Raw genomic sequence first — 23,559 nt, forward strand, 5'->3', positions numbered from 1 at the left:
GCGCAACATGGCACTCAGATCCTCAGTTTGACCACAATCCCACCTCAGCACGGCCCAAGATGTTTCGTAACCCGCACTTAAGTCGCCCAGCGCTCAGGCTCCCAAACGCCATTGTGGCGCGCATGTGGCATCTGAATTTTGTGACACTGAAGTCGGCATAGTCCGAGATAGGTCGACAGAAATGGACAAGAAGACACCAAACGACGCGTTCAGCCCGGACGATATCGCCGTAGTCGGCATGTCGGTCGCTTTGCCGGGGGCAGCATCGGTTCAGGAATACTGGACCAACCTGCGCGATGGGATCGAGTCGATCCAGAGCGTCGATGAAGACAGTCTTCTTTCCGCTGGCGAGCGGGCGGAGACGCTGCGCGATCCCAATTATGTCCCCTCATGCGCGCCGCTAGATGGATTTGATGAATTTGATGCGGAGTTCTTTGGGTTTTCACCCAAAGAGGCGGCGATCCTGGACCCCCAGCATCGCAAGTTTCTCGAGGTGGCTTGGGGCGCAATGGAGGATGCGGGGCATACCCCAGAGAGCCTCAAAGGTCAGGTGGGCGTCTATGCGGGCTGCGGCATGGGCAGTTATTTCTATTTCAACATCTGCTCGAACCCAGATCTGGTGGATGACGTTGGCATGTTCCTTTTGCGCCACACCGGCAACGACAAGGACTTTCTCACCACCCGTGTGAGCCATGTCTTTGATCTAAAAGGGCCATCGGTCAACGTTCAGACCGCTTGTTCGACCTCGCTGGTTGCGATCCATTACGCCGCCGAGGCGCTGCGCAATGGCGAGTGCGACATGGCTCTGGCGGGGGGGGTGACGATCGAGCTCCCGCAGGGGCGCGGCTACCTCTACAAGGAAAACGAAATCCTGTCGCCTGATGGTCATTGCCATGCCTTTGATCATCGCGCTCAGGGCACCGTCTTTGGCTCGGGTGCTGGGGCGGTGGCGCTCCGTCGACTGGGCGATGCAGTCGCGGACGGCGACCATATCTGGGCCGTGATCAAAGGCTCTGCCATAAACAATGACGGCGCCGCCAAGGCCGGTTATCTGGCGCCCTCGGTAGACGGGCAGTCCGCCGCCGTGCGGAAGGCGCTGACAGCGGCGCGCGTGAATCCCGAGACCATAGACTATGTGGAATGTCACGGCACCGGCACCTATATCGGCGACCCCATCGAGGTGGCCGCCCTCACAGAGGCCTATCGCGACGGCACGGACGCCAAGGGCTATTGCCGGATTGGGTCGGTCAAAACCAATATCGGTCATCTCGATACCGCCGCTGGCGTGGCGGGTTTTGTAAAAACCGCGCTGGCACTGGAGCACAAAACCCTGCCGCCCTCGCTTGGCTTTGAGAAGCCGAACCCAACAATCGATTTTGAAACCTCGCCTTTTCAGGTCAACGACGCATTGCGCCCATGGATGTCCCACAAGGGCCCGCGCCGCGCAGCCGTGAATGCACTTGGCGTTGGGGGCACCAACGCGCATGCCATCCTCGAAGAGGCCCCGGTGCGCGCTGCCTCCGAGGAAAGCGATTTCCCGTTTCAGGTGCTCTGCCTCTCTGGCCAGACCAAAGCCGCGCTCGAGGCCAACACCCAGAACCTGATCGCCTATCTGCGCGCCAATCCCGAGGTTGAACTGGCCGATGTGGCCTTTACGCTCAAGGAAGGCCGCAGAGGGTTCGCCAAACGCCGCGTTGTGGTGGCCGAAACCGCCACCGAAGCCGCTGACAAGTTGGAAGCGGCCAATCCACGCGAGGTCTTCACCCATGATCACCTCGGTCCGCAGCCCGAAACCGTCTTTATGTTCCCCGGCGGTGGAGCGCAGTTTGCGGGTATGGCGCGTGATCTCTATGAGACCGAACCAGTCTTTGCGGATTGGATGGATCAGGGTCTGGATCACCTGGAAAAGAGCCTCGATTTTGACATCCGCGCGCTGTGGCTGCCTGAACCGGGTGAAGAGGCCAGCGCCAATGCGGCCCTCTTGAAACCTTCGGTGCAACTGCCACTCATTATGATCGTGGAATACGCGCTGGCGCAGCTATGGATCAGCTGGGGCGTTCGGCCCGCCGCCATGGTGGGGCACTCGATGGGCGAAAATACCGCGGCCTGTCTCGCGGGTGTAATGCGCTTTGAAGACTGCATCGACCTCGTACAACTGCGCGGGCGCTTGTTCGACACGATCGAGCCCGGTGGCATGTTGTCGATCTCGCTGCCGCTGGCAGAGGTGGAGACGCTGGTGGGCGAGGATCTGGACATCGCCAGCGTCAACGCCCCGGAACTCACCGCTGTCTCCGGCCCCAATGATCGCCTCGACGCCCTGTCCGAGCAACTTCGGGCGCGCGGCGTGGAGTTCCAGCGCATTCCCATCGATATTGCCGCCCACAGCCGCATGCTCGAACCTATCCTCGGCGCATATGGTGATTTCCTGCGCCGCCTTGATCTGCAACCTCCGACCCTTCCGGTGATGTCCAACCGCACCGGTCAGCCGCTCACGGCGGAACAGGCGATGAGCGCGGACTACTGGGTCGAGCAGCTGCGCAATACCGTGCGCTTTGCGGATTGCATCGAAACGCTCGGGGCCACCAAGGGACGCGTCTATCTTGAGGTAGGTCCCGGCAAGGCGCTGAGCGCTCTGGCTCAGATGTCTCCTGAAGTGGCACCGGGGCAGGTGCTGAGTTCTCTGCGTCACCCCGATCAAGACATTGCAGATGATGCCTATTTCTTTGGCGTAATCGGGCGCCTGTGGGCTTGCGGCGTCGAAGCGGATTGGCCGCAGGTCTGGGGCGACGCGCAGCGCAACCGCCTGAGCCTGCCCACCTACGCGTTCCAGCGCAACCGATACTTCATCGAGCCGGGGAAATCGGTGCAGCAACCCGAAGCCGCCCTGCCCGAACACCACAAAGACATGGCCGACTGGGGCTATCGCCCGGCCTGGCGGCCACGGCTGGCCGATTGTGCACTCGACATTGAAAACGACCTCGCGCTTGAGCCGCACAGCTGGCTCATTTTCGAAGATACCACGGGACAGGGGGCCGCCTGCGCCGAGGCGCTTCTCGCAGCCGGGCACCGCGTCGCGCGCGTGCGCGCAGGTGATACATATGCGCAGCTTGCACCCGATCTCTACCAACTGGCTCCCGAGGAGGGGCGATTTGGAACCGAAGCGCTGCTGGCGGATCTGACCGAGGCGGGCTATTTCCCAGATCGGATCGCACATTTCTGGCTGGTCACGGAAACTGAAGAGTACCGGCCGGGCTCTTCGTTCTTTGACCGCAACGTTGAGATGGGGCTGATGTCCCTTACGGCATTAGGTCAGGCGCTGGCGCAGGCCGATTTGCCGCACTCCGTGCATCTGAGCGTGATGACCACTGGTGCCATGCAGGTCCACGGCGAGTCCCTGCCCTATCCTGAAAAGGCGATGATCTCCGGGCCTGCCGGGATCATCCCGCGCGAGATCCCAGGTGTCACTGTCGCCACTTGCGACATCGAATTACCGCAAGCTCCAACCGGCTGGAACGCGCTCCTTGGGGGGTCAGCCCCTGCATGCATCACAACGCGGCTCCTCGAAGAGCTGCTTGCCATGCCAGGCAACCACAGCGCTGCTTGGCGCGGTGAAAAACGCTTTGAGCTTGACTACCGCCCGCTTCCTCTCTCGGAGCCGGACGCACGTGATCTGCCGCTCAAGAAAGGTGGCCATTACCTCCTGACGGGCGGCTACGGCGGCATTGGGCTAACGATTGCGGAACATCTGATGCGCACTTACGAGGCGCGAGTGACGCTTTTGTCGCGCGAAACGCTGCCGCCCCGCGCAGACTGGGGCAGAGAGCTGCGCCGCCGCAGCCCGTCCGATCGGATCGCGCAGCGCATCCGCGCGGTTCAGAAACTGGAGGCCACCGGACGCGGAGAGGTGCTGACGCTGAGCGCAGATGTCTGCAATCTTCAAGAAATGCGGGATGCTGCCGAGGCCGCCTCTGCTGCCTTTGGTCCGATCTCCGGCCTCTTCCATGGCGCCGGCTTTATCGCCGATGCGCCCCTCTTGGCCAAAACCGACCGGCAGATCGCTGAGGTGCTCGCGCCGAAAGTGAGTGGTTTGCGGGTTCTGGATCAGGTTTTCCCGGATGGCACCATTGATCTCATGGTGCTGTTCTCATCCTCGTCGACCGTCACGCGCCCCGCAGGGCAGGTAGATTATGTCGCAGCCAATGAGTTCCTCAATGCATGGGCAAAATCCCGACAGGGCGCTCAAACCCACGTGGTGGCGCTGGACTGGGGGATCTGGGCGGATACCGGCATGGCAGCGGACGCCATGGCCGCCCGGCGCGGCAGCGCTGCGCCTTCGGAACCACAGCCCTCAGAGGCCGCGCTCTGGCAAACCCAAGGATTTGATCGGAACGGCACGCCCATATTCAAAAGCCGCTTTGAGGCGGACAAACACTGGCTCCTCGATGAGCACCGCACCAAAGATGGCAGGGCCCTCATCCCCGGCACGGGCAATGTTGAGTTGATAGCCGAAGGGCTGACCGCGCTCGACGTCTCGCCACCATTTGAAATCCGCGATCTCTATTTTTTGCAGCCCTTTGTGGTTGAGGACGGCAGTCCGCGCGAAGCAGTGATGCATCTGGCTCCCACTCAAGGCGGCTATGACGTCCAGATCCACGCCGAAACCTCGGAAGGATACGCGCGCACCGCAGAGGCCGAAGTCGTGTCGCGTGCGCTGGACGCAGAGACCCCGCAGCTTTCGTTGGAGGCCATTGCCGCCCGCTGCACACCCAAAGCCGCAGATCCGGCAAGCGAGCGCCTGACATCGCCACAGGAGGCAAATCTGCGCTTTGGTCCACGGTGGCATGTGCTGCAATCCATGGCCCTTGGTCGCGATGAGGGGCTCGCCAAACTGTCGCTGCCGGATCTGGCCGACCAAGACGGGACACTTCTACACCCGGGCTTGCTGGACCTTGCAACCGGCTGGGCCATCGAATTGGCACCGGGATATGAGCCAAGCACGCTCTGGGTACCGGTGTCTTATGGATCGATCCGGGTCCACGCGCCCTTGGTGAAAACCGTCTTTAGCCACGTGCGCCTTGCGCAAGAAGGCGGCGAACGCGGCTCCGTGCTCTTTGACATCACCCTCTGCGACGAGACCGGGAACGTGCTGGTCGAGATCTCGCATTTCCGCATGCAACAGCTGAGCGGCGGCTTTGATCTCTTGCCCGCTCGCACCGACACCACAGCCGCCGCGCTTGGCCTCACCTCGGAGGCGGAGATACAGCCCCTTTCGCCGGATGAACGTCGTTTGCTGGCCAATCTCGAGAATGGCATTCGCAGTGAAGAGGGTGGCGCAGCGCTCGAGCGCGCACTCGCCGCAAAGCAGCCTCAGGTCATTGTCTCTTCGCTCGATCTTTCGGCCCTGCGCGCGCAGGCGGAAAACGGGGCTGAAATCACGTCAGAGAGCGAAGGTCAGAGCTTTGAGCGCCCAGATCTGGATACGGATTATGTGGCGCCCAGCACCGAAACCGAAGAAACGCTCGCGGGGCATTTTGCAAGCCTTCTGGGCCTCTCGCGCGTTGGTGTAGAGGACAGCTTCTTTGATCTTGGGGGGCATTCCCTGATCGCAGTCCGTCTCTTTGCTCAGATCAAACGCAGCTTTGGGGTGGAGTTTGCGATGTCAGTCCTGTTCGACGCCCCCACTGTCGGAGCCCTGGCGCAACGCATTGATAAGGAGGCCGGCCCTCCGGCGGTCACGGTCACATCTACCAGCGACACGGAAACCACCACCCCGCAGAGCTACAGTCACCTGGTCCGCCTTGCGCCCGGCGAAAATGGCGAAGCGGCGCCGATGTTCATCGTTGCGGGCATGTTCGGAAACGTTCTGAACCTGCGCCATCTTGCTCAAATCCTGGGAGAAGATCGCCCTGTCTATGGCCTGCAGGCGCGCGGGCTGATTGGCGCGGATGAACCCCATGAGCGGATCGAAGACGCGGCGCGCGACTATATCGCTGAGATGCGGCTGGTGCAGCCGGAGGGGCCCTATCTGATTGGTGGTTTCTCGGGCGGCGGCATCACCGCCTATGAAATCGCGCAACAGCTCAAGGCCTCCGGCGACGCTGTGGACGCACTTGTGCTTCTTGATACGCCGCTTCCGGTGCGCCCCGACCTGAAACCGATCGACAAGACCCTGATCAAGATCGCCGAAATCCGCGCCAAAGGGCCCGGGTTTGTGACCGAATGGGCGCGCAACCGCATTGCCTGGGAAATCCGCAAACGCCAGAGCCGCCCGTCCGAAGGGGCAGAGAATGCAGGCTTCAACAATCGTAAGATCGAATTGGCATTTTTGCGCGCTGTTGCCAGCTACACTGTGCAGCCCTGGAATGGACCGGTCACGCTCTATCGCCCGGTGCTGGACCAGCACTGGAAGGTCTCTGGCGGCCAGTGGGTGAGCCGCGAGCGCGAGTATGTTTATCCGGACAATGACTGGAAGCAGTTCGCTCCTGCGCTGGATGTATGCGAGGTGCCCGGCGATCATGATGGCATGGTGCTAGCGCCCAACGTCAGCGTTCTTGGCAAGAAAATCCGCGATCTGCTGGCGGCAACCAACAGTCGCGCGACCCGGCCTCACGACAGCTCTAAGGCGGCGGAGTAATTGATGGCGCGCAACACGATCCTCACGATCATCCTGAATTTTCGCACGCCTGCCATGACCCTCAAAGCGGCAGAAGCCGCATTGGAGGAGATGGAAGACCTGCCGGGCGAGGTGCTGATAATCGACAATGGCTCGGGTGATGGATCTTTCGAGGCTCTGCAGGCAGGCGCCGCCGCGCGCGGCTGGCTTGACAGCGGACGGTTGCGCATCGAGGCCTCCCCTGTGAACGGCGGGTTTGGTGCCGGCATGAATATCGGCTTTCGCGCATTGCTTTCGGACGGTACGCGGCCGGACTTCTTTTATCTGCTCAATTCGGACGCGTTTCCGGAACAAGACTGCATCTCCACCCTGAGGGACTTCTTGCTCAAGACGTCCGAGGCGGGGCTTGCAGGATCTTATGTCCATGGTGAGGACGGTACTCCGCATTGTACGCTCTTTCGATTTCCAACAATCGCAAGCGAATTTGAAGGGGCCGCGCGTACAGGTTTCATTTCGCGTTTGTTGAAACATGCCATCGTGCCCTTGGACATTCCATCTGCCGTGCAACAGGTGGACTGGACCGCCGGAGCCAGCATGATGATCCGCCGCAACGTGATCGAAGCCGTCGGCGGGTTTGACGAGACGTTCTTTCTCTACTTCGAGGAAACCGAACTGTGCCACCGCGCTGCGCGTGCGGGCTGGCGCACCTATTACGTCCCACACAGCACGATCACCCATGTCGGATCGGCCTCGACCGGAATGAAGACGTGGGCGCGCACGCCAGAGTTCTGGCTCGACTCGCGGCTTCACTATTTCACGCAGAGCCACGGAGCGCTCTATGCGGTTGCCGCGACCTGCGCACGGCTCCTCGGAGGGTCAATTTATGGCTTGCGTCGCCTGATATCCGACAAGCCCCGGGCTGATGCGCCACATTTTTATGGCGACTTGACGCGCCATCATGTCAAACGCGCGCTTCGGCCACGTCCCGCACCGCGCCCCGCACGGCCCTTTGCACCTGACCCCGTCTTGGAGGACAACAAGTCATGACTATTTCAACCGTCGTCATTGGCAATGAATCCCTGCTGATCGGTTGTTGCGAGGCCTTGCTGGCACGCGGTCATGATATTCGCGCCGTCGTCAGCACAGATGCTGAGATCACCTCTTGGGCAGCCTCCAAGGGTTTGAACACACATTCTAAGCCGCTAGAGATTGACATTGAATTCGACTGGCTTTTGTCGATTGCAAACCTGCAGGTCCTGCCAGAGGCGGTGATCTCCAAAGCGCGACTGGGGGCGGTCAACTTTCACGATGGCCCGCTGCCAGACCGGGCGGGTCTCAATACGCCAAATTGGGCCATTCTCGAAGGCGCTGAAGAGCATGGCATCACGTGGCACCTGATCGAAGGCGGCGTCGACGAGGGCGATATTCTGGCCCAGCGCCGGTTTGCGATTGCACCAGATGAGACGGCCTTTAGCCTCAACTCCAAATGCTACGGTGCTGCACTCGACAGCTTTGGCGAAGTGCTCGAGCAACTCGAGAGCGGCGCACTAGAGCGCACGCCGCAAGACCTCAGCCATCGCCGCTATCATGCACGCAAGGATCGCCCCGATGCGGCTGGCTTCTTGCGGTTTGACCGCAACCGCGACACGCTTTTGTGTCTGGTGCGGGGCCTTGATATGGGCGGCTATTGGAACCCGTTGACCACGGCCAAAATCCGCTTGCCGGGACAGGTCGCTGCGGTCGGTGCAGCGCAAGCCACCGAAGGCGAGGGTATTCCGGGGGAAGTTCTCGCGGTGAGCGCAAATGCTCTGACCGTCGCCTGCGCCGATGGTGCAATAGAACTGCGCGACCTGAAGACCCTCTCGGGAGGGGCGTTGCAGCCCTCTGCCCTCCTCGAAGTGGGTGATGTGCTGCCCACCCTCTCCGATCAAGAGGTGGAGGCCCTCAATGCGGCGGCGCAGACCTGCCAAAAGGCGGAACCTTATTGGCGCCGCTCTTTGGCTGAGATGCTACCCTTGCCCGTGCCACTGCAGGGCGCGGAACTCGACGTCGAGGCCACTGCCGACATCCAGTTGCCGACGGATTGTGCGCCCCAGACCCTGATGGCCGCAATGCTGGCGTGGCTGTTGCAGAGCCTCGGTGAGACCGCAGGCTCAATCGCGCTCTCGCTACCGGATCTACAAACGTCAGACGACTTGGGAGTGCTTTCAAACTGGGTGCCGCTGAGCGCGGAGATCGACGAAAAGATCAAAACTGTAGAGGCCCGCGCGGCCGAGGTTCTGGACCGCTTGGACAACATGGGGGGCTTTGCAACCGACCTCATCCTGCGCGCGCCGGAAGTCACGATTGAAACACCTCCAGAGGTTGCGCTGTGCCTTGGGACGAACCTCGCCCCCGCACAGGCCAAACTGGCCCTGATCCAGTCGGATAGCCGATTGCAGCTGCGCTCTTGCCAGCTATCACCCGAGGCGCTGTCGATGCTGGCTGCGCGGCTTCAGTGCCTCTTGAACACGCTGCCCGAAGACGGTGCAGCGACGCTCTCCACGCTGCCAATGCTGCCAGATTCAGAGCGGACGCGCCTGATTGAGACATGGAACGATACCGGTTGTGACTACCCCACAGATCAAACCATTCACGCCGCTTTTGAGGCGCAGGTGGCAAGAACCCCAGATGCGATAGCGGTCGTTTTTGAAGATCAACAGCTGACCTATCGCGCGTTGAACCAACGCGCTGACGCGCTGGCCCGACATCTGCATGACCTCGGTGCAAAACCGGGCAGCCATGTGGGCGTGTATCTGCGTCGCTCCATGGATCTGGTGATTGCAACGCTTGGTATTTTGAAGGCCGGCGCGGCCTATGTACCGCTTGATCCTACCTACCCTGCCGACCGTATCGCGCATTACATCACCGACAGTCAGGCCGCGGTCATTGTCACCCATGAAAGCCTCGCTGCGGAACTCCCCGAAAGCGATGCCAGGCAGCTGCATCTCGACGCGCTCGACCTCACAACCGAGGCGGACCCGATCCGGGCAGGTGCTGCCGAAGATCTCGCGTATCTGATCTATACCTCAGGCTCCACGGGCTTGCCAAAAGGCGTGATGGTGCGTCATCGCAATGTGGCGAACTTCTTTACCGCGATGGATGCGCGCATCCCCCATCAGCCGGGAGACGCCTGGCTCGCGGTGACAAGCCTCTCGTTTGATATTTCGGTGCTGGAGCTTTTCTGGACGCTTGCGCGCGGCTTCAAACTGGTGCTCTCCAGCGACGAAAGCCGCCTACAGCTGGCCAACGGTCCCATCGGGCTCAGCGATCGCAAGATGGATTTCAATCTCTATTACTGGGGCAATGACGACGGCGCGGGCGAAAAGAAATACGAATTGCTTCTAGAGGGCGCCAAGTTTGCGGATGCCCATGGGTTCAATGCGGTCTGGACGCCAGAGCGGCACTTCCACGCCTTTGGTGGCCCCTACCCGAACCCCTCCGTGACCGGTGCCGCCGTGGCAGCGGTGACCCGCAATATCGGTGTGCGGGCCGGCTCCTGTGTGGCGCCGCTTCATCACCCCGCGCGCATCGCCGAAGAATGGGCGGTCATCGACAATCTGACGGGCGGGCGCGCGGGTATTGGCTTTGCCTCGGGCTGGCAGCCGGATGACTTCATCTTGCGCCCCGAGAACACGCCGCCTGCCAACAAACCAGCGCTGTTTGAAGCCCTTCAGACAGTGCGAAAGCTCTGGCGAGGCGAAGAAGTCGCTTTCCCGCGCGCGGATGGTGGCCAGCATTCGGTGGTCACGCAACCACGCCCGGTTTCAGAGGAACTTGCCGTCTGGGTCACCACGGCAGGCAACCCGGAGACATGGCGCGAGGCTGGGCGCGTGGGGGCCAATGTGCTTACGCATCTTCTAGGCCAGAGTATCGACGAGGTCGGCGACAAGATCGCGCTATACCATGCCGCGCTGCGCGAGGCGGGGTATGACCCGGCGGATTTCACCGTGACACTCATGTTGCACACCTATCTCGCCGAGACCCGCGAGGCCGCCCGCGAGGTGGCGCGCGAGCCGATGAAGGACTACCTGCGCTCTGCGGCTGGGCTCATTAAACAGTATGCCTGGGCTTTTCCAGCGTTCAAACGCCCAAAGGGCGTCGACAATCCCTTTGAAATGGATCTTGGCAGTCTCAGCAGCGAGGAGCTGGAAGCCATCCTCGATTTCGCATTTGAGCGATACTTCGAAGAGTCAGGTCTCTTTGGCACGGTCGACGACGCAGTCGCGCGCGTCGAGGATCTCAAGCGCATCGGCGTCGATGAGGTCGCCTGCCTGATTGATTATGGGATTGCACCGCATGTGGTGCTTGAAGGGCTCAAACCCCTTGCAGAAGTCCTGCGCCGCTCCAATCGCGTGCAAGAGTTGGCAAATGATGACTTCTCGCTCGCCGCGCAGATCGTGCGTCACGGGGTGACGCATATGCAATGCACCCCCTCGATGGCGCGCATGATTGCCTCTGATGCAGATGCAAGCCCCGCGCTCGGGCGCTTGCGACACCTTCTCGTTGGCGGCGAGGCCTTGCCCGGCGATCTTGTTGCCGCCCTGCGCGAGCAGACCAGGGCCACGCTTCACAATATGTATGGCCCCACTGAGACTACGATCTGGTCCACGGTTGAAACGCTGGAACGCGCCCCAACGGGTATTGCCCCGATCGGAACGCCTGTGGCCAATAACTCTGTCTACGTTCTCGACGCCAAGGGGCAACTCGCCCCCGTCGGGGCGGCAGGTGAACTCTACATCGGCGGCGCAGGCGTGACGGCCGGGTATTGGCGGCGCGACGCGCTCACGGCCGAACGGTTCCCCGATGATCCCTTCCTGTCAGGGCAAAAGATGTATCGTACCGGGGATTTGGTGCGGTGGCGCGAGGACGGCAAGCTCGATTTTCTCGGGCGCACGGATCATCAGGTCAAGATCCGCGGCCAGCGGATCGAACTGGGCGAAATCGAAACCGCGCTGACCGCAGTCGAGGGCGTGACCGCTGCCGTTGTGATCCCACGCAAGGTCGGCTCAGACGAGCGGCTGGTTGGCTATGTCACCGCATCCGGCGTTTTCTCAGAGACCGAGGCCAAGGCACAACTGTCGCGGCAACTCGCCGGGGCAATGGTGCCGTCACACATAGTGGTGCTTGAGGCTTTCCCTCTGACGCCCAACAAGAAAATCGACCGCAAGGCGCTGCCCGACCCAACCCCCAGCCGACAAGAAGCACATGTAATCTCTGCCGAACCTCAGTCGCCCGTACAGCAGAAGATCTCGGAGATCTGGAAGGCGCTCCTTGGCGTGCCGGCTGTTGGCAAAAGCGATAATTTCTTTGCGCTCGGTGGGCATTCCCTATTGGCGGTTCAGGCTCATCGCGACATTCGCAGCGCGCTTGAGGTCGAGCGGTTGTCGATCACGGATATCTTCCGCTTTCCGACCCTTGACGGGTTGGCCTCACACCTGGAACACCTGCAGACCGGCGACACCACGGTTGCGGAGACGTCCCCTGCCGCCCCGGCAGGGCGTGCAGACACCATGTCCAAACGCCGCGCAATGCGCGCCAATCGCAAAGCCCGCTCTGGATGATTGCACCCCGACCCGCGCCACAGGATATCTCGCAGCAGCGCCAGCACGCGCTGCGCCAACTCTTGTCAGATCCGATCGCAATCGCCACCTGCGACCCACATGGTGACCTCCCGGAACCCTTTGCCGAAGAAAGCGCCTGCTTGTCGCCCAATGCCGTGGAAAAGCGGCGGCGCGAATTTGCCGCCGGGCGCGCCTCGGCGCATCAGGCGATGCGCGCGTTGGACCAACCCTGTGCGCCGATCCTTATCGGGCCGAAACGCGCGCCTCTTTGGCCAGAGGGTCTGACCGGCAGCATCACGCATTGTGCCTCCTGCGCCATGGCGGCGGTTGGGTTTACACGCGACTTTACCGGCATCGGCGTCGATGTCGAAGAGGACACCCCTCTGTCGCGCGACCTGTGGGACAGCATCGCAAGCCCCGCCGAACAGACCTGGATCGCTGCACAGCCTGACCCCGGCCAAGCTGGCAAACTGCTGTTTTCTGCGAAAGAAGCCGCCTACAAGGCTCAGTATTCCCGTTCAGAGCGCTTTTTCGGCTTCAGTGGGCTCGAACTTGTCTTTGACACAAACAAAGGGCAGTTCACGGCCTGTTTCACCTCGGATCAATTGCCTTACCGCAGCGGAGATCTCCTCCGGGGTCGATTTGCGATCACCACTGGGGTAATCATCACCGCGGTTGAAATCTCAAAGAATGAGCTGTGCCCATGATGAATCGCCTGCGCCATCTGCCGCGCCGCGCTTTGCTGCTGATCTGCGCCGCCCTACCGGTTGGCGCGCTCACGCTTTGGTCTCTGGGATCGCGCGGCTCCAGCCCAGTCGAGGTCCCACCACTTCCAGCCCCGCAGGCCCCATTGACGGTGTATCACCTCGGACACTCACTGGTGGGCGCGGATATTCCGCATTTCCTGGCGCAGTTTGCAGGCTCCGGCCACGCCTACAATGTCCAGCGCGGCTCAGGTACAGCGCTGAGAGCGCATTGGGAAGAAAGCGAGCCGATCCTCGACTTTGACAAGGTCAACGCCGCTCCGATCTGGCGGGACCCCAAAGAGGCGCTCTCCACGACGGACTATGATGCTGTGATCTTCACCGAAATGGTGGAGCTGCGCGATGCGATCAAGTATTTCGACGGTGCACGCTATCTCAATCGGTGGGCCGATCTGGCACGCAAAGGCAACCCGAACGCCCGGCTCTATCTGTATGAGACATGGCACCGGCTCGACGATGCCGAAGGGTGGCTCAATCGTATTGACGCCGATCTGGAGGCGCTGTGGTTGGATGAACTCGCTGCCCGCGATGACCGCGCGGCCTCGGACCAGCCCTTGTATCTCATCCCCGGAGGCCAGGTGCTTGCCGCCGTTACACGCGCAGCCGAAGCCGGGGAGATCAACGGCTTCTCAGACCGCGAGGCGCTGTTTGATCTGCTGCCGGACGGCACGCGCGACCAGATCCATCTTAGCCCGCTTGGCGCCTATATCGTCGCGCTTACGCATTATGCGGTGCTTTATCATCGCACTCCTGAGGGCCTGCCCCACAGGGTAGCCCTTGCCGATGGTACGGAATTCAAAGCACTCGACGCAGAAACCGCCCGCCAGTTGCAATCCATCGTATGGCGCACCGTCACCCACCTGCCCCGCACCGGCGTAGCAAGTGCCAAATCGGAGGCATCATGAGCACGGAGGCCCTCATCACTGCCGTGATGATGATTGGGCATTCTCTGATCGGTCCTGAAAATCCGCGCATGCTGCAACAGCTTCTTCAGGCCGGGCAAGAGAACCGACCCGTGGTCGAGTTCCAGATCATCAACGGTGCGCCCCTGCGGTATAATTGGGAACACGCCGACAAGGCCCAGGGGGTCAATGCCCGCACGCGCCTCGCCGAAGCTCCGGTGGATGCGCTGATCGTGACAGAGGCGATCCCGCTCGCCAATCATCTGCGCTGGAGCGATACCGAAGGCGCGATAGAAAAATTCTATAGCGTCGCCGCCCAGTCGAACCCCAATGTGACACTATATGTCCAGGAGGGCTGGCACAGCCTCTTGAGCGGAACCGGAGAAGAGGTGCCCTTTGATGACGGGGGCGACGTGGCCTGGCGCAGCCGCCTCGACAACGATCTGCCCCATTGGCAGGGTGTCGTAGAAAAAGTGCGCTCAAACACCGGCGGCGACATTCGCCTCTTACCCACAGGGCAAGCCCTTGGTCGTCTCGCGGACGCCATCGAAACCGGCACCGTGCCGGGGTTGAGTAGGATCAACGATGTCTTTTCGGACGACATTCACCCCAATGACATCGGGTTCTATTACCTCGCGCTTGTGCAATATGCGGTGCTCACCGGCACCTCGCCCGAAGGCCTGCCACGCGTCCTGAAAACCGAATGGGGCACACCCTACAAGGCGCCTTCTGCCGATCTTGCGCTGCGCTTGCAGGAAATTGCGGCGGGCGCGGCCACGGGATCACAAGCGCGCATGACGCTTCCACCGGATCCTGTCGCGTTGCCGCTCGAGCCCGGGCCTGCAATCCTGAATGACGAGACCTCTGTTGCTGCCCTGCCATCCGGGAAACCGATTGTACGCAAGCAGCCGATTGCGATGAACCTTGCCGCGATCCGCGATTGGAGCCCGCAGGCACCTTTCCTCGATCACTTCAAGACCGCGCGCGCCTGGATCGGACATTTGCCCGGGCGCTGGGGCGGTGTCACCGAAGAAGAGCTGCGCGCCGCAGGCTATCTCGACCCGGATGGCTGGCCGCTCGCTATTCCGCCCGAGCTTGGCTCCATTGGAACCGTGCTCTTGAACGATCTGCCAGAAACCGCCAACAGCCTCTCGGGGCGCTATGTCGTGCGCTTTGACGGCAAAGGCATCGTCGAGGCGGGGGGGCGGGCAAAAAATGTCCGCTATGGCAAAAACCAGGTCTCGTTTGATTTTGAGCCCGGTCCCGGCGCGGTGGATATTCGCATTCAACGCTCTGATCGCGCGGGTACGGGCGACTATGTGCGCAACATCACCGTGGTGCGCGAACGCGACCTGCCAGCCTATGATCAAGGGGCGCTGTTCAACCCGGACTGGCTTGACCGGATAGAAGGCTTTGCCGCGCTACGTTTCATGGATTGGATGGATACCAACAATTCGGACCAGATCGGTTGGGAGGATCGTCCGCGCTATCGCGACTACACTTGGAGCACCCGCGGTGTGCCCGCCGAGGTCCTCGTGACGCTTGCCAACCGCGTGGGCGCCGATCCCTGGTTCACCCTGCCACATATGTCCGACGATACTTATGTCCGCAATTTCGCCACGCTCGTGCGCGATGGACTGGACGAAGACCTAAAAGCCTATGTGGAATATTCCAACGAGGTCTGGAACTGGCAGTTCCAACAGGCCCAATGGGCAGACAAGCAGGCGCAGGAGGCCTGGGGCAAAGACGGTCTGTGGCTGCAGTATTATGGGGCAAGATCCGCCGAAATCGCCGAGATCTGGACCGAGGTTTTTGCTGAAGGCACGGATCAAGTACAGCTGCCTGACCGCCTTGTTCGGGTGATGTCCACTCAGACCGGCTGGCTCGGGCTTGAAGAGCAAATCCTGACTGCGCCGCTTTGGACGGCCGAAGACCCGGATCGCCAGCCACCCTACCGCAGTTTTGATGCCTATGCCGTCACCGGATATTTTGGAGCATCACTCGGAATGCAGGAACAGGCGCCCATGGTGCGCGCCTGGCTCGCTGACAGCCGCGAGCGCGCGCGTGATGCCGGGGTTCAAAACGGCCTGCGCGGGGCGGCGTTGGCCGGCTATGTTGAGGACCATCAGTTCGACATCGCAACCGCGCAGGCCCTGGTCGAATTGCAGGATGGGTTGAACAGCGGCTCGCAAGAGGGCGCGCTAAACGACCTCTTGGCGCGCATCCTCCCTTATCATGCCAAGGTTGCGGCAGAACACGACCTGGAACTTATCATGTATGAGGGCGGCACCCATGTGGTCGGCCACGGCCCGCTGGTCGATGATGACGCGCTGACCGCGTTTTTCACGCATCTGAACTACAGTCCGGAGATGGGCGAGCTTTATCGCAAGCTGCTCAATGCCTGGCCCGACATCGGCGGAACCCTGTTTGGCGCCTATTCCGATGTGTCGGTACCAGGGCGCTGGGGCAGCTGGGGCAACTTGCGGACCCTTTCAGACAAAAACCCCCGCTGGGATGTGTTGGAGGCAGCCAGGTGACAGCCCCTCCCCAGCGCCGGATTTCCATCCTCATCCCCGCCCACAACGAGGCCGACTATATCGGTGATTGTCTCACAGCGCTTTATGCGTCTGAGATTCTCGGGCACGAGATTGAAGTCTTGGTGCTGGCAAATGGCTGCACTGACGAGACGGTTGCACGTACGAGAGAGATCCCCGCCCCCGAAGGCTGGAGGCTGCGCATTCTGGAGCGGGCAGAGGGCGGCAAACTTGCGGCTCTCTCCGAGGGTGATCGCGCCGCAACTGGGGATATTCTGGTGTATCTGGATGCCGATGTTCAGGTTGAAACAGACCTGCTGGCGCAAATTGCAGAGGCTCTCGGCAAAGGCCCAGCCCTCTACGCCAGTGGCACGCCATGTGTGGTCCCAGCACAGAGCGCGATCACCCGTGCCTATGCACGCGCATGGGTCCGCCTCCCTTTTGTAAGGATTGGCACGCCGGGGTTTGGGATCTTTGCCATGACCCGCGCCGGGCGGGCGCGCTGGCAAGACTGGCCCGCGATCATCTCAGACGACACCTTTGCGCGGTTGAACTTTCGCCCTGAGGAGCGCATCCGCCTGCCCGGTCGCTATCATTGGCCCATGGTCGAAGGGTTTCGCAACCTCACCCGTGTGCGCAGACGACAGGATCGCGGCGTCGAGGAGATCAAGGAGCTGTTTCCACAGCTTTTGCAAAATGACGACCGACGCCCGTCTAGCGCACACAGCCTTGCTCGCGTCGCGCTGACACGTCCTCTCGATGCCACAGTCTATGTTGCCGTTGCACTGGCGGTGAAAACCAACCTGTTTGCTTCAAATGTGGTTTGGACGCGCGGGCGCTAAGCGAAGCCATTCACTCAGCGTTTTCCGCGATCGCATCTGCAAAATGTTGCGCCAACTTCTCGGCTTCACGGTCGATATCGTGGCGCTCGAGCACGCGCGAACGCGCCTTCTGGCCCATTTGCTCAAACTGCGTTCTTGGCAATGCGGCGACCTCTACCATGAGATCCGCCAAGGCCTGTGCATCACCCGCGGGCACCATCCAGCCAGTTTCATCTGGCACAACCAGTTCGGGCGTGCCGGCGACATAGGTGGCCAGCACTGGTCGTCCGGAAGCCATGGCTTCCATCACCACCATCGGCAACCCCTCGGCAAAAGACGGCAGCACCAAAGCGTGCGACTCCACGAGCGCCGTGCGCACGCCCGCCTCCGAGAGCCATCCGGTGAGGGTGACATTCTCGTAAAGCCCATGCGCTTTGATCGCGGTTTCCAGATCGGCGCGCATCTCGCCGTCACCAACCAAAGACACATGAATGTCAGGGACCGCGCGCACCGCTAGGGCAAGAGCCTGGATCAGAACCATCAGTCCCTTCTGCTCCACAAAGCGCCCGATGGCCACCAGTCGCAACGGGCCCTCTGGTACAGGGGCCGGGGCGCTGAACCGCGCGGGTTCGATACCGCAATGCACAATCTTGATACGCGGCCAAGCGCCATACGCCGCCCAGCGGCTAAGTTGACTGCGCCCGAAGCTTGAAATCGCCACGGCGAAACGGGCGCGGTCCACTTTCTCGCCCAACGAAAGCGCATGCGGCGCGTCGAATTCTTCGGGTCCATGGGTGGTAAAACTGTACCCCGGTGCGCCTAGCGCATTTGCCAAAAGTGCAACCGTTGTGGCATTGGTGCCGAAGTGCGCGTGAAGATGCGCGCACCCCACACGCGCAGTGACGCGGGTCACATAAGCCGCCTCCAACAGATAGATCAAATGCCGCAGTCGCTTGGACTGGGCCCTTCCAAGCCGCATCGCCAACAGGAAAGCGCGCCAGCCGGAAAGCGGCGCGCGCAGACCGCAAGCCAGAAGTGCTAACACAAGACGCGCCGCACCCGCAGCCAGCACATAGTGGCACTGCGCCGCCTCCGCCTGATCACCGGGATCCACAAGCGCCTGATCCGTCGCCCGCATCGCAAGCCGGACCACCGTGATCCCCCGCCGCTCGAGCGCTTGGATTTCACGGCGAATGAAGCTCTGCGAAGGTTGTGGGTAAGTATTGAGCACATAGGCAATTTTCACGCCGGTTGATCCCTTTCCGCGGTCCGCACTGAAACCTAGCCGGATCACCGGATTTTGCCCAGACTGAACCACCTCGCGCGCTCTTTTGCGCACACCCGTGGTCCAAAAGGCTACCCCACCCCATCTGCCCCGGTGCGGCGATTGACCTCCTGCCAGCGCGGACTTAGCCTTGGGACGACCCTCAATGGCTCGACCTGGATCCCAATGACACTCAGTACCACCAATCAGAGCCTGATGGCGCGCGTTGTGCGTTCGACGTCATGGATCGTTCTGGGGTTTGGGACTGGCCAGATCCTGCGACTCGGGTCGAATTTGTTGCTGACGCGCATCCTCTTTCCCGAAGCCTTTGGGCTCATGGCTCTGGTCACTGTGATCATCATTGGCCTCTCGCTGTTTTCGGATATGGGCATTTCCAATGCCATCGCGCAAAACCCCCGAGGCGATGAGCCGGATTTTCTCGACTCCGCCTGGACCGTTCAAATTATCCGGGGCGGGCTCCTGTGGCTGCTGACCTGCGCCCTCGCCCTGCCTGCCGCTTCTTTTTATGACGCCCCCGAACTGGCCTATTGCCTGCCGATCGCGGGGTTTAGTCTGGTCCTACAGGGGCTTTTACCGACACGGGTCGAGACGGCGTATCGCCATCTCCTTGTAGGGCGGGTGACGGCGATCAACCTCATGGCACAGGCCTGTGGCATCCTCTGCATGGTGACACTTGCCATCTGGACCCAATCGGTGATCGCACTCGCGATTGGCACTGTCGTTCAGGAAGGTGCCAAACTGGCATTTGTGCACTGGACGCTACCCGGGCGGCGCAACAGCCTGCGGTGGGAGCCCGCAGCCACGCATGAGCTGATCGGCATGGGCAAGTGGATCTTCCTTTCCACGGCCTGCTTCTTTCTCACGACCCAGGGCGACCGGGCGATCCTGGGCAAATACCTCTCGCTTGAGGCGATGGGCATCTACAATATCGCGTTCTTTCTGGCGAATTTTCCAGTCCAACTGGGCCAGGACGTCAATCAACGCCTCATGATCCCGGTCTATCGCGACAAGCCAGCGCTTGAGAGTGACGAAAACCGGCGCAAACAGCGCCAGCTTCGCTACGCGCTCACGGGGGGGATCCTGTCGATCCTGTGGCTGATGGCATGGATTGGTCCGTGGCTTGTGGAGCTCTTGTATGATGATCGCTATGCGGCGGCCGGGCCGGTGATCGTTCTGCTTGCGAGCAGTCTGGCCCCGTCGATCATCGTCCTGACCTACGATCGTGCCGCGCTGGCTGCTGGCGACACCAAGCGATTCTTCTTTTACACGGCCACCCGCGCCTTTGTTCAGACTGCACTGTTTCTGGCCGGGGTCACCCAGTTTGGACTGGTGGGAGGCATTGCGGCGATGGGGCTGGCTGTTTTCTGCTCCTACCCGACATTGATGCGACACACGCGCCCTTACCGGGCTCAGGACCCCGGGCACGATCTGGTCTATCTGACCGCCAGCCTCGTGATGTGTGGGAGCGCACTCTGGTACCACTGGCCCAAAATCGCAGCCAGTGTCGGGGTCATGTAACCAAATGCCTAGCTACGCGCGTGCCGTTCCGTGCCGCGTCCGCCCAGCGCAAAGAGGCGTGCAAACAGACCTTTTTTGCGCGTCGTCAGAACCGGGATCGTCACCACCGGGGACAGGCCGGTTTCCCGCTTCATCTGCCCGCTCGACCGCAGAACCGGATGGCGCAAGTCTAGGGCAAAGGCCGCAAGAACCCCCAAGACAAAGCTCGCAAGGGCGCCCTTGATCGCCAAAGACTTGCGGCCACCGCCCATCGCATAATCCGGCAGCGGTGCGGGCTCGATCACCCGCAGACGCTCGCCTTGACTGGCGGTCTCCAGTCGGAACCCGACCTCGGCCTCGGCGCGACGCGCGGTGATGACTTCAAGCTCGGACTGCATCTGCTGTTGACGCCGCTCATAGCTGGCCAATTGGCGATCCACGTCCGGGGTGAGCTCGAGAGACGCCTCCAGTTCGGCGCGGCGATCCACAAGCAGCTGGCGCTGCGCTGTCAAGCTTTCGAGCTGGGCGTCGAACTCTTCGCGAACCCGGCGCGCATAGGCTTCACGTTGTGTTGCCTCGGCCTCCTCAGCACCTTTGCGCAATTCGATCTCTTGTCGCGCGAGTTCCAGCAGGCTTTCATTGATCGCCGTAATTTCCGCGCCTCGCATCTCGATTGCACCGGGCAAGGTCACGGCGTTCTCGTGCCTGAAGTTGGCAATCTCTTCCTCAAGCGCCGTGATGTCACGCACCAATGCCGCTTCTTTTTCATTGAAAAAGAGCAAGGTTTCGCGCGCCTCGGCGAGCCGGGTGTTCTGGCTGAGGGCAATGGTGCGCTTGGAAAATTCGCGCGCGACGGCCTGCGCTTGCTCGCGGGTCGGCATATTCGCGGTGATCGTAAGCACCGAGATCGCGCCATCGTCGGACCCGCCTTCGCGGGCCGCGGCGGTCCCCATCAAAGAAACAGAGTTGCGCATCAGGGGGACAATTTCGGAATCCAGAAGCCCGGGACGGTCCGCAAAGAGGTCAAGCTGATCCACGATTTCTAGGATCGTTCCGCGCGCCATCAGCTGTTGTTCGATCAATTGGATACGTCGTGCAGAGGACCCCTCCGCAGTCGAGCGCGCCAGATCTCCGGCAATCTTTGGACGGGTAATCTGGATCACTTCGGTGCTGGAATAGATCGGCTGCTTCTGCAGCGCCAGCCAGACCGACACCACACAGCCCAGAAATGTGACGACAACGATCAGCGACACACGGCGGCGCAGCATGTCGATGAAATCTGCAATGGAATAGATAGACGCCATATCGAAATCTGTCCTCTTTTCCCGCGAGCCGTTTCAGGCGCCGCCGGAAAACTCATCCTCGTTGCGGGCACGGTTCAAAACCACCCCGAGAAGCTGGGTGTGCCCTGCAAGCATTTTCTCGCAGGCTTTGAGGTGACGCGCCGTTGTCTGGCTGCCATCCGAGACCAACAAAACGCCGTCGACCTGAGGCAGAAAGGCCGCCACATCATCGTTGTGAAGCACGGGCGGCAAATCGAACAACACGACATCGGCGCGGGTGCGCTCGACCAGATCGTCGATGATCGATGCACAACGGGTTTCGTGGAGCACTTCGGCAGCGTTGTGAAAGGTCGACGTATTCAGACCCAATGCAAGCCGGTCGGACGCGGCCACGAGATGCTCCTCGAGACGGATCTCACCGCGGAGGAACCCAAGCATATCGCCATTGTAAAGCGCCGAGCGTTCGAGGCCCAAGCTGCGGGCGATACCGGGATTGCGCAGGTTCATATCCATCAGCACCGTGCGGCTGTTGGGGACGCGTGCAAGGCTCAAGGCCAGATTGGCCGCGGTGAAGCTCGCGCCACATCCCGGTGTCGGACCACAGACAGCAACACGTTTCCACCCATGCGCCCGCAGGCTGTGCAGCATGCGGGTCCGCAACAGATCAAACGCGCGCGCCGTCGGCGAACTCCGGAAGAAATCCACCAGCGGCAGACGGCTGCGACGCTCGTTAAGCCCCGTCACTTCTACATGTCGCATGATATGCCAGGGGTCCGGCAAGGCGGCTGGCAAGCTGGCGTTGGCCTCACGTTGCAACGGCGGCGCAATATCGATCTGCGCGGCGGGCGTTACCGATGCGTCCTGCTCGGGCCGGCTCTCTCTCGAGGCCGGTTGCCGCGCGACACGACTGGCTGCAACAGACGTGTCATCATCAGCAGGCTGAAAGCGCCTAGCACTGCGTCGAGCGGTTAGGCTTTCGCGCGTCTCCGCGTGCACATCGGTCTCTACTTTTGCGGGCGACGGGCGCGAGGGCCGCGTCGGGCGCACCGGTGTCACAGGCGCAGAAGCCTCTTTGACCGACGGCGTCGACTGATCGGCCGGGGCACGATCAGCGGAAGGACGGTTCACAGATACACGGTCGGCAGTTGACGGTTCCGAAGTTGGGGCAGAACGCACGACATCCTGCGCAGGCGTTTCTTCACGCTTGCGCCGCCGCCGAAACTTTCTGAACCCGTGGTCCGTCATCCGTGTCTCTTTATCCTCTCTCAAACATAGGACAGAGGCTATGTTTTCACCATCACGATCTACGTAGTCTTTCACATAGCACCTATCAAAACTCTGCGAGCGCTTCGCTCTTGGCCCGTTTGTCCGTATGCAGGCGGGAAAACGGGCGCCGTCAGTACCCGGTGCTGCGCAATATGACACCAAGGGTCCTGAACAAAATGTTCAGATCTTCCTTGAAGGAGAGATTGCGGCAATAGGCCTCGTCAATTCGTGCACGATCCGCAAAGCTGGTCTCGTTGCGTTCGCCCACCTGCCAGGGACCGGTGATACCCGGGCGCAGCGCGAAATATGCATCGGCTTTGCCATAGATCGACAGCTGATCCACCATCATGGGGCGTGCACCAACAAGGCTCATATCGCCGATCAGCACGTTCCACAGCTGGGGCAACTCGTCCAGCGACGTCACCCGCATCATCCGACCCAATCGAGTCACGCGCGGGTCATCCTTGATCTTCTGATCGCGCTCCCATTCGCGGCGCAGCTCTGGATCACGCGCCAGGTGCCATTGTAGCAGCGCCTCGGCATCGGGCACCATCGTGCGCAGTTTCAGCATGGAAAACACGCGCCCGTCTTTGCCCAATCGCTTTTGCCGATAGAAAGGAGACCCGCTCTCGAACCAAAGCGCAACAACGCAGGCCAAAAGCAACGGAAGGGCGATCGGAAGGGCAAGCAGAACCAAGCCGATGTCGAGTGCACGCTTGCCAAAAGCCGCGTAGCCCCCGTGTGAATAGATGGGACCAACCTCGCGGAGCGCTTCCGCCAGTGCGATCTCTGGAAAGTCGCGCCCTGTCGGGCGTCTCAACGCCCCGTGATCGAGTGTTTTCATGTTCAACCCCCAAATATTCACACATCACTCAGACCTCCGAGAAGGTGACGTCGCTCTCCAATCCCCCGGAAAGCTTAGCCATCGGCGCGACCCATGCCCCCGCAGTGTGGTCGGTTCGATCTGTTGTTGCCCTTTGAGCGCATGCAG

General features: G+C 61.3%; 12 protein-coding genes. 8 read left to right on the plus strand and 4 right to left on the minus strand.

The genetic code is table 11. The features are described from left to right. The first annotated feature begins 181 nt into the window (after positions 1 to 181). From TM1040_RS16420 to TM1040_RS16450, 7 genes are read left to right on the plus strand one after another with little or no spacing between them, the layout of a single operon-like run. Positions 182 to 6,634, plus strand: a complete 6,453-nt coding sequence (locus tag TM1040_RS16420; protein ID WP_011539720.1) for a type I polyketide synthase — start codon at positions 182 to 184, stop codon at positions 6,632 to 6,634. A gap of 3 nt (positions 6,635 to 6,637) precedes the next feature. Beyond that, complete coding sequence (locus TM1040_RS16425) at positions 6,638 to 7,660, plus strand: glycosyltransferase family 2 protein (RefSeq protein WP_011539721.1); 1,023 nt, start codon at positions 6,638 to 6,640, stop codon at positions 7,658 to 7,660. Further along, positions 7,657 to 12,216, plus strand: a complete 4,560-nt coding sequence (locus tag TM1040_RS16430; protein WP_011539722.1) for a MupA/Atu3671 family FMN-dependent luciferase-like monooxygenase — start codon at positions 7,657 to 7,659, stop codon at positions 12,214 to 12,216. Before TM1040_RS16425 ends, TM1040_RS16430 begins: the two co-directional genes overlap by 4 nt. After that, positions 12,213 to 12,923 carry a 4'-phosphopantetheinyl transferase family protein gene (locus TM1040_RS16435; protein WP_011539723.1) on the plus strand — a complete coding sequence of 237 codons (711 nt, stop codon included), beginning with the start codon at positions 12,213 to 12,215 and terminating at the stop codon, positions 12,921 to 12,923. The genes TM1040_RS16430 and TM1040_RS16435 overlap by 4 nt, the downstream gene beginning before the upstream one ends. Then, positions 12,920 to 13,885: a hypothetical protein gene (locus tag TM1040_RS16440; RefSeq protein ID WP_011539724.1), complete on the plus strand. Its 966-nt coding sequence runs from the start codon at positions 12,920 to 12,922 to the stop codon at positions 13,883 to 13,885. The genes TM1040_RS16435 and TM1040_RS16440 overlap by 4 nt, the downstream gene beginning before the upstream one ends. Next, positions 13,882 to 16,419 carry a hypothetical protein gene (locus TM1040_RS16445; RefSeq protein ID WP_011539725.1) on the plus strand — a complete coding sequence of 846 codons (2,538 nt, stop codon included), beginning with the start codon at positions 13,882 to 13,884 and terminating at the stop codon, positions 16,417 to 16,419. Before TM1040_RS16440 ends, TM1040_RS16445 begins: the two co-directional genes overlap by 4 nt. Then, positions 16,416 to 17,258 (plus strand): glycosyltransferase, encoded by an 843-nt coding sequence (locus TM1040_RS16450; protein ID WP_011539726.1) that lies wholly within the window; start codon positions 16,416 to 16,418, stop codon positions 17,256 to 17,258. The genes TM1040_RS16445 and TM1040_RS16450 overlap by 4 nt, the downstream gene beginning before the upstream one ends. 10 nt (positions 17,259 to 17,268) lie before the next feature. On the opposite strand, the gene TM1040_RS16455 is transcribed toward TM1040_RS16450, so the two are convergent. Further along, positions 17,269 to 18,483 carry a glycosyltransferase family 4 protein gene (locus TM1040_RS16455; protein ID WP_011539727.1) on the minus strand — a complete coding sequence of 405 codons (1,215 nt, stop codon included), beginning with the start codon at positions 18,481 to 18,483 and terminating at the stop codon, positions 17,269 to 17,271. 204 nt (positions 18,484 to 18,687) lie between these two features. Here TM1040_RS16455 and TM1040_RS16460 point away from each other — a divergent pair, with 204 nt between their 5' ends. Then, positions 18,688 to 20,040 carry an oligosaccharide flippase family protein gene (locus TM1040_RS16460; RefSeq protein WP_044026886.1) on the plus strand — a complete coding sequence of 451 codons (1,353 nt, stop codon included), beginning with the start codon at positions 18,688 to 18,690 and terminating at the stop codon, positions 20,038 to 20,040. An 8-nt stretch (positions 20,041 to 20,048) separates the two neighbouring features. Here TM1040_RS16460 and TM1040_RS16465 read toward each other — a convergent pair whose 3' ends face one another. The 3 genes from TM1040_RS16465 to TM1040_RS16475 form a co-directional block, all read right to left on the minus strand. Beyond that, positions 20,049 to 21,323, minus strand: coding sequence for a chain-length determining protein (locus TM1040_RS16465; RefSeq protein ID WP_011539729.1), 1,275 nt, complete (start codon positions 21,321 to 21,323; stop codon positions 20,049 to 20,051). A 33-nt stretch (positions 21,324 to 21,356) separates the two neighbouring features. Beyond that, complete coding sequence (locus tag TM1040_RS16470) at positions 21,357 to 22,547, minus strand: exopolysaccharide biosynthesis protein (RefSeq protein ID WP_254658836.1); 1,191 nt, start codon at positions 22,545 to 22,547, stop codon at positions 21,357 to 21,359. A gap of 151 nt (positions 22,548 to 22,698) precedes the next feature. Next, positions 22,699 to 23,412 carry a sugar transferase gene (locus TM1040_RS16475; protein ID WP_011539731.1) on the minus strand — a complete coding sequence of 238 codons (714 nt, stop codon included), beginning with the start codon at positions 23,410 to 23,412 and terminating at the stop codon, positions 22,699 to 22,701. Positions 23,413 to 23,559 lie beyond the last annotated feature (147 nt).

The organism is Ruegeria sp. TM1040, from assembly GCF_000014065.1.
Lineage (GTDB): Bacteria > Pseudomonadota > Alphaproteobacteria > Rhodobacterales > Rhodobacteraceae > Epibacterium.

Excerpts from the sequence above, each read along its gene's own strand:
- TM1040_RS16420 (WP_011539720.1), top strand. The coding sequence starts at position 182 with ATGGACAAGAAGACACCAAACGACGCGTTCAGCCCGGACGATATCGCC.
- TM1040_RS16425 (WP_011539721.1), top strand. The coding sequence starts at position 6,638 with ATGGCGCGCAACACGATCCTCACGATCATCCTGAATTTTCGCACGCCT.
- TM1040_RS16430 (WP_011539722.1), top strand. The coding sequence starts at position 7,657 with ATGACTATTTCAACCGTCGTCATTGGCAATGAATCCCTGCTGATCGGT.
- TM1040_RS16435 (WP_011539723.1), top strand. The coding sequence starts at position 12,213 with ATGATTGCACCCCGACCCGCGCCACAGGATATCTCGCAGCAGCGCCAG.
- TM1040_RS16440 (WP_011539724.1), top strand. The coding sequence starts at position 12,920 with ATGATGAATCGCCTGCGCCATCTGCCGCGCCGCGCTTTGCTGCTGATC.
- TM1040_RS16445 (WP_011539725.1), top strand. The coding sequence starts at position 13,882 with ATGAGCACGGAGGCCCTCATCACTGCCGTGATGATGATTGGGCATTCT.
- TM1040_RS16460 (WP_044026886.1), top strand. The coding sequence starts at position 18,688 with ATGACACTCAGTACCACCAATCAGAGCCTGATGGCGCGCGTTGTGCGT.
- TM1040_RS16465 (WP_011539729.1), bottom strand. The coding sequence starts at position 21,323 with ATGGCGTCTATCTATTCCATTGCAGATTTCATCGACATGCTGCGCCGC.
- TM1040_RS16470 (WP_254658836.1), bottom strand. The coding sequence starts at position 22,547 with ATGACGGACCACGGGTTCAGAAAGTTTCGGCGGCGGCGCAAGCGTGAA.
- TM1040_RS16475 (WP_011539731.1), bottom strand. The coding sequence starts at position 23,412 with ATGAAAACACTCGATCACGGGGCGTTGAGACGCCCGACAGGGCGCGAC.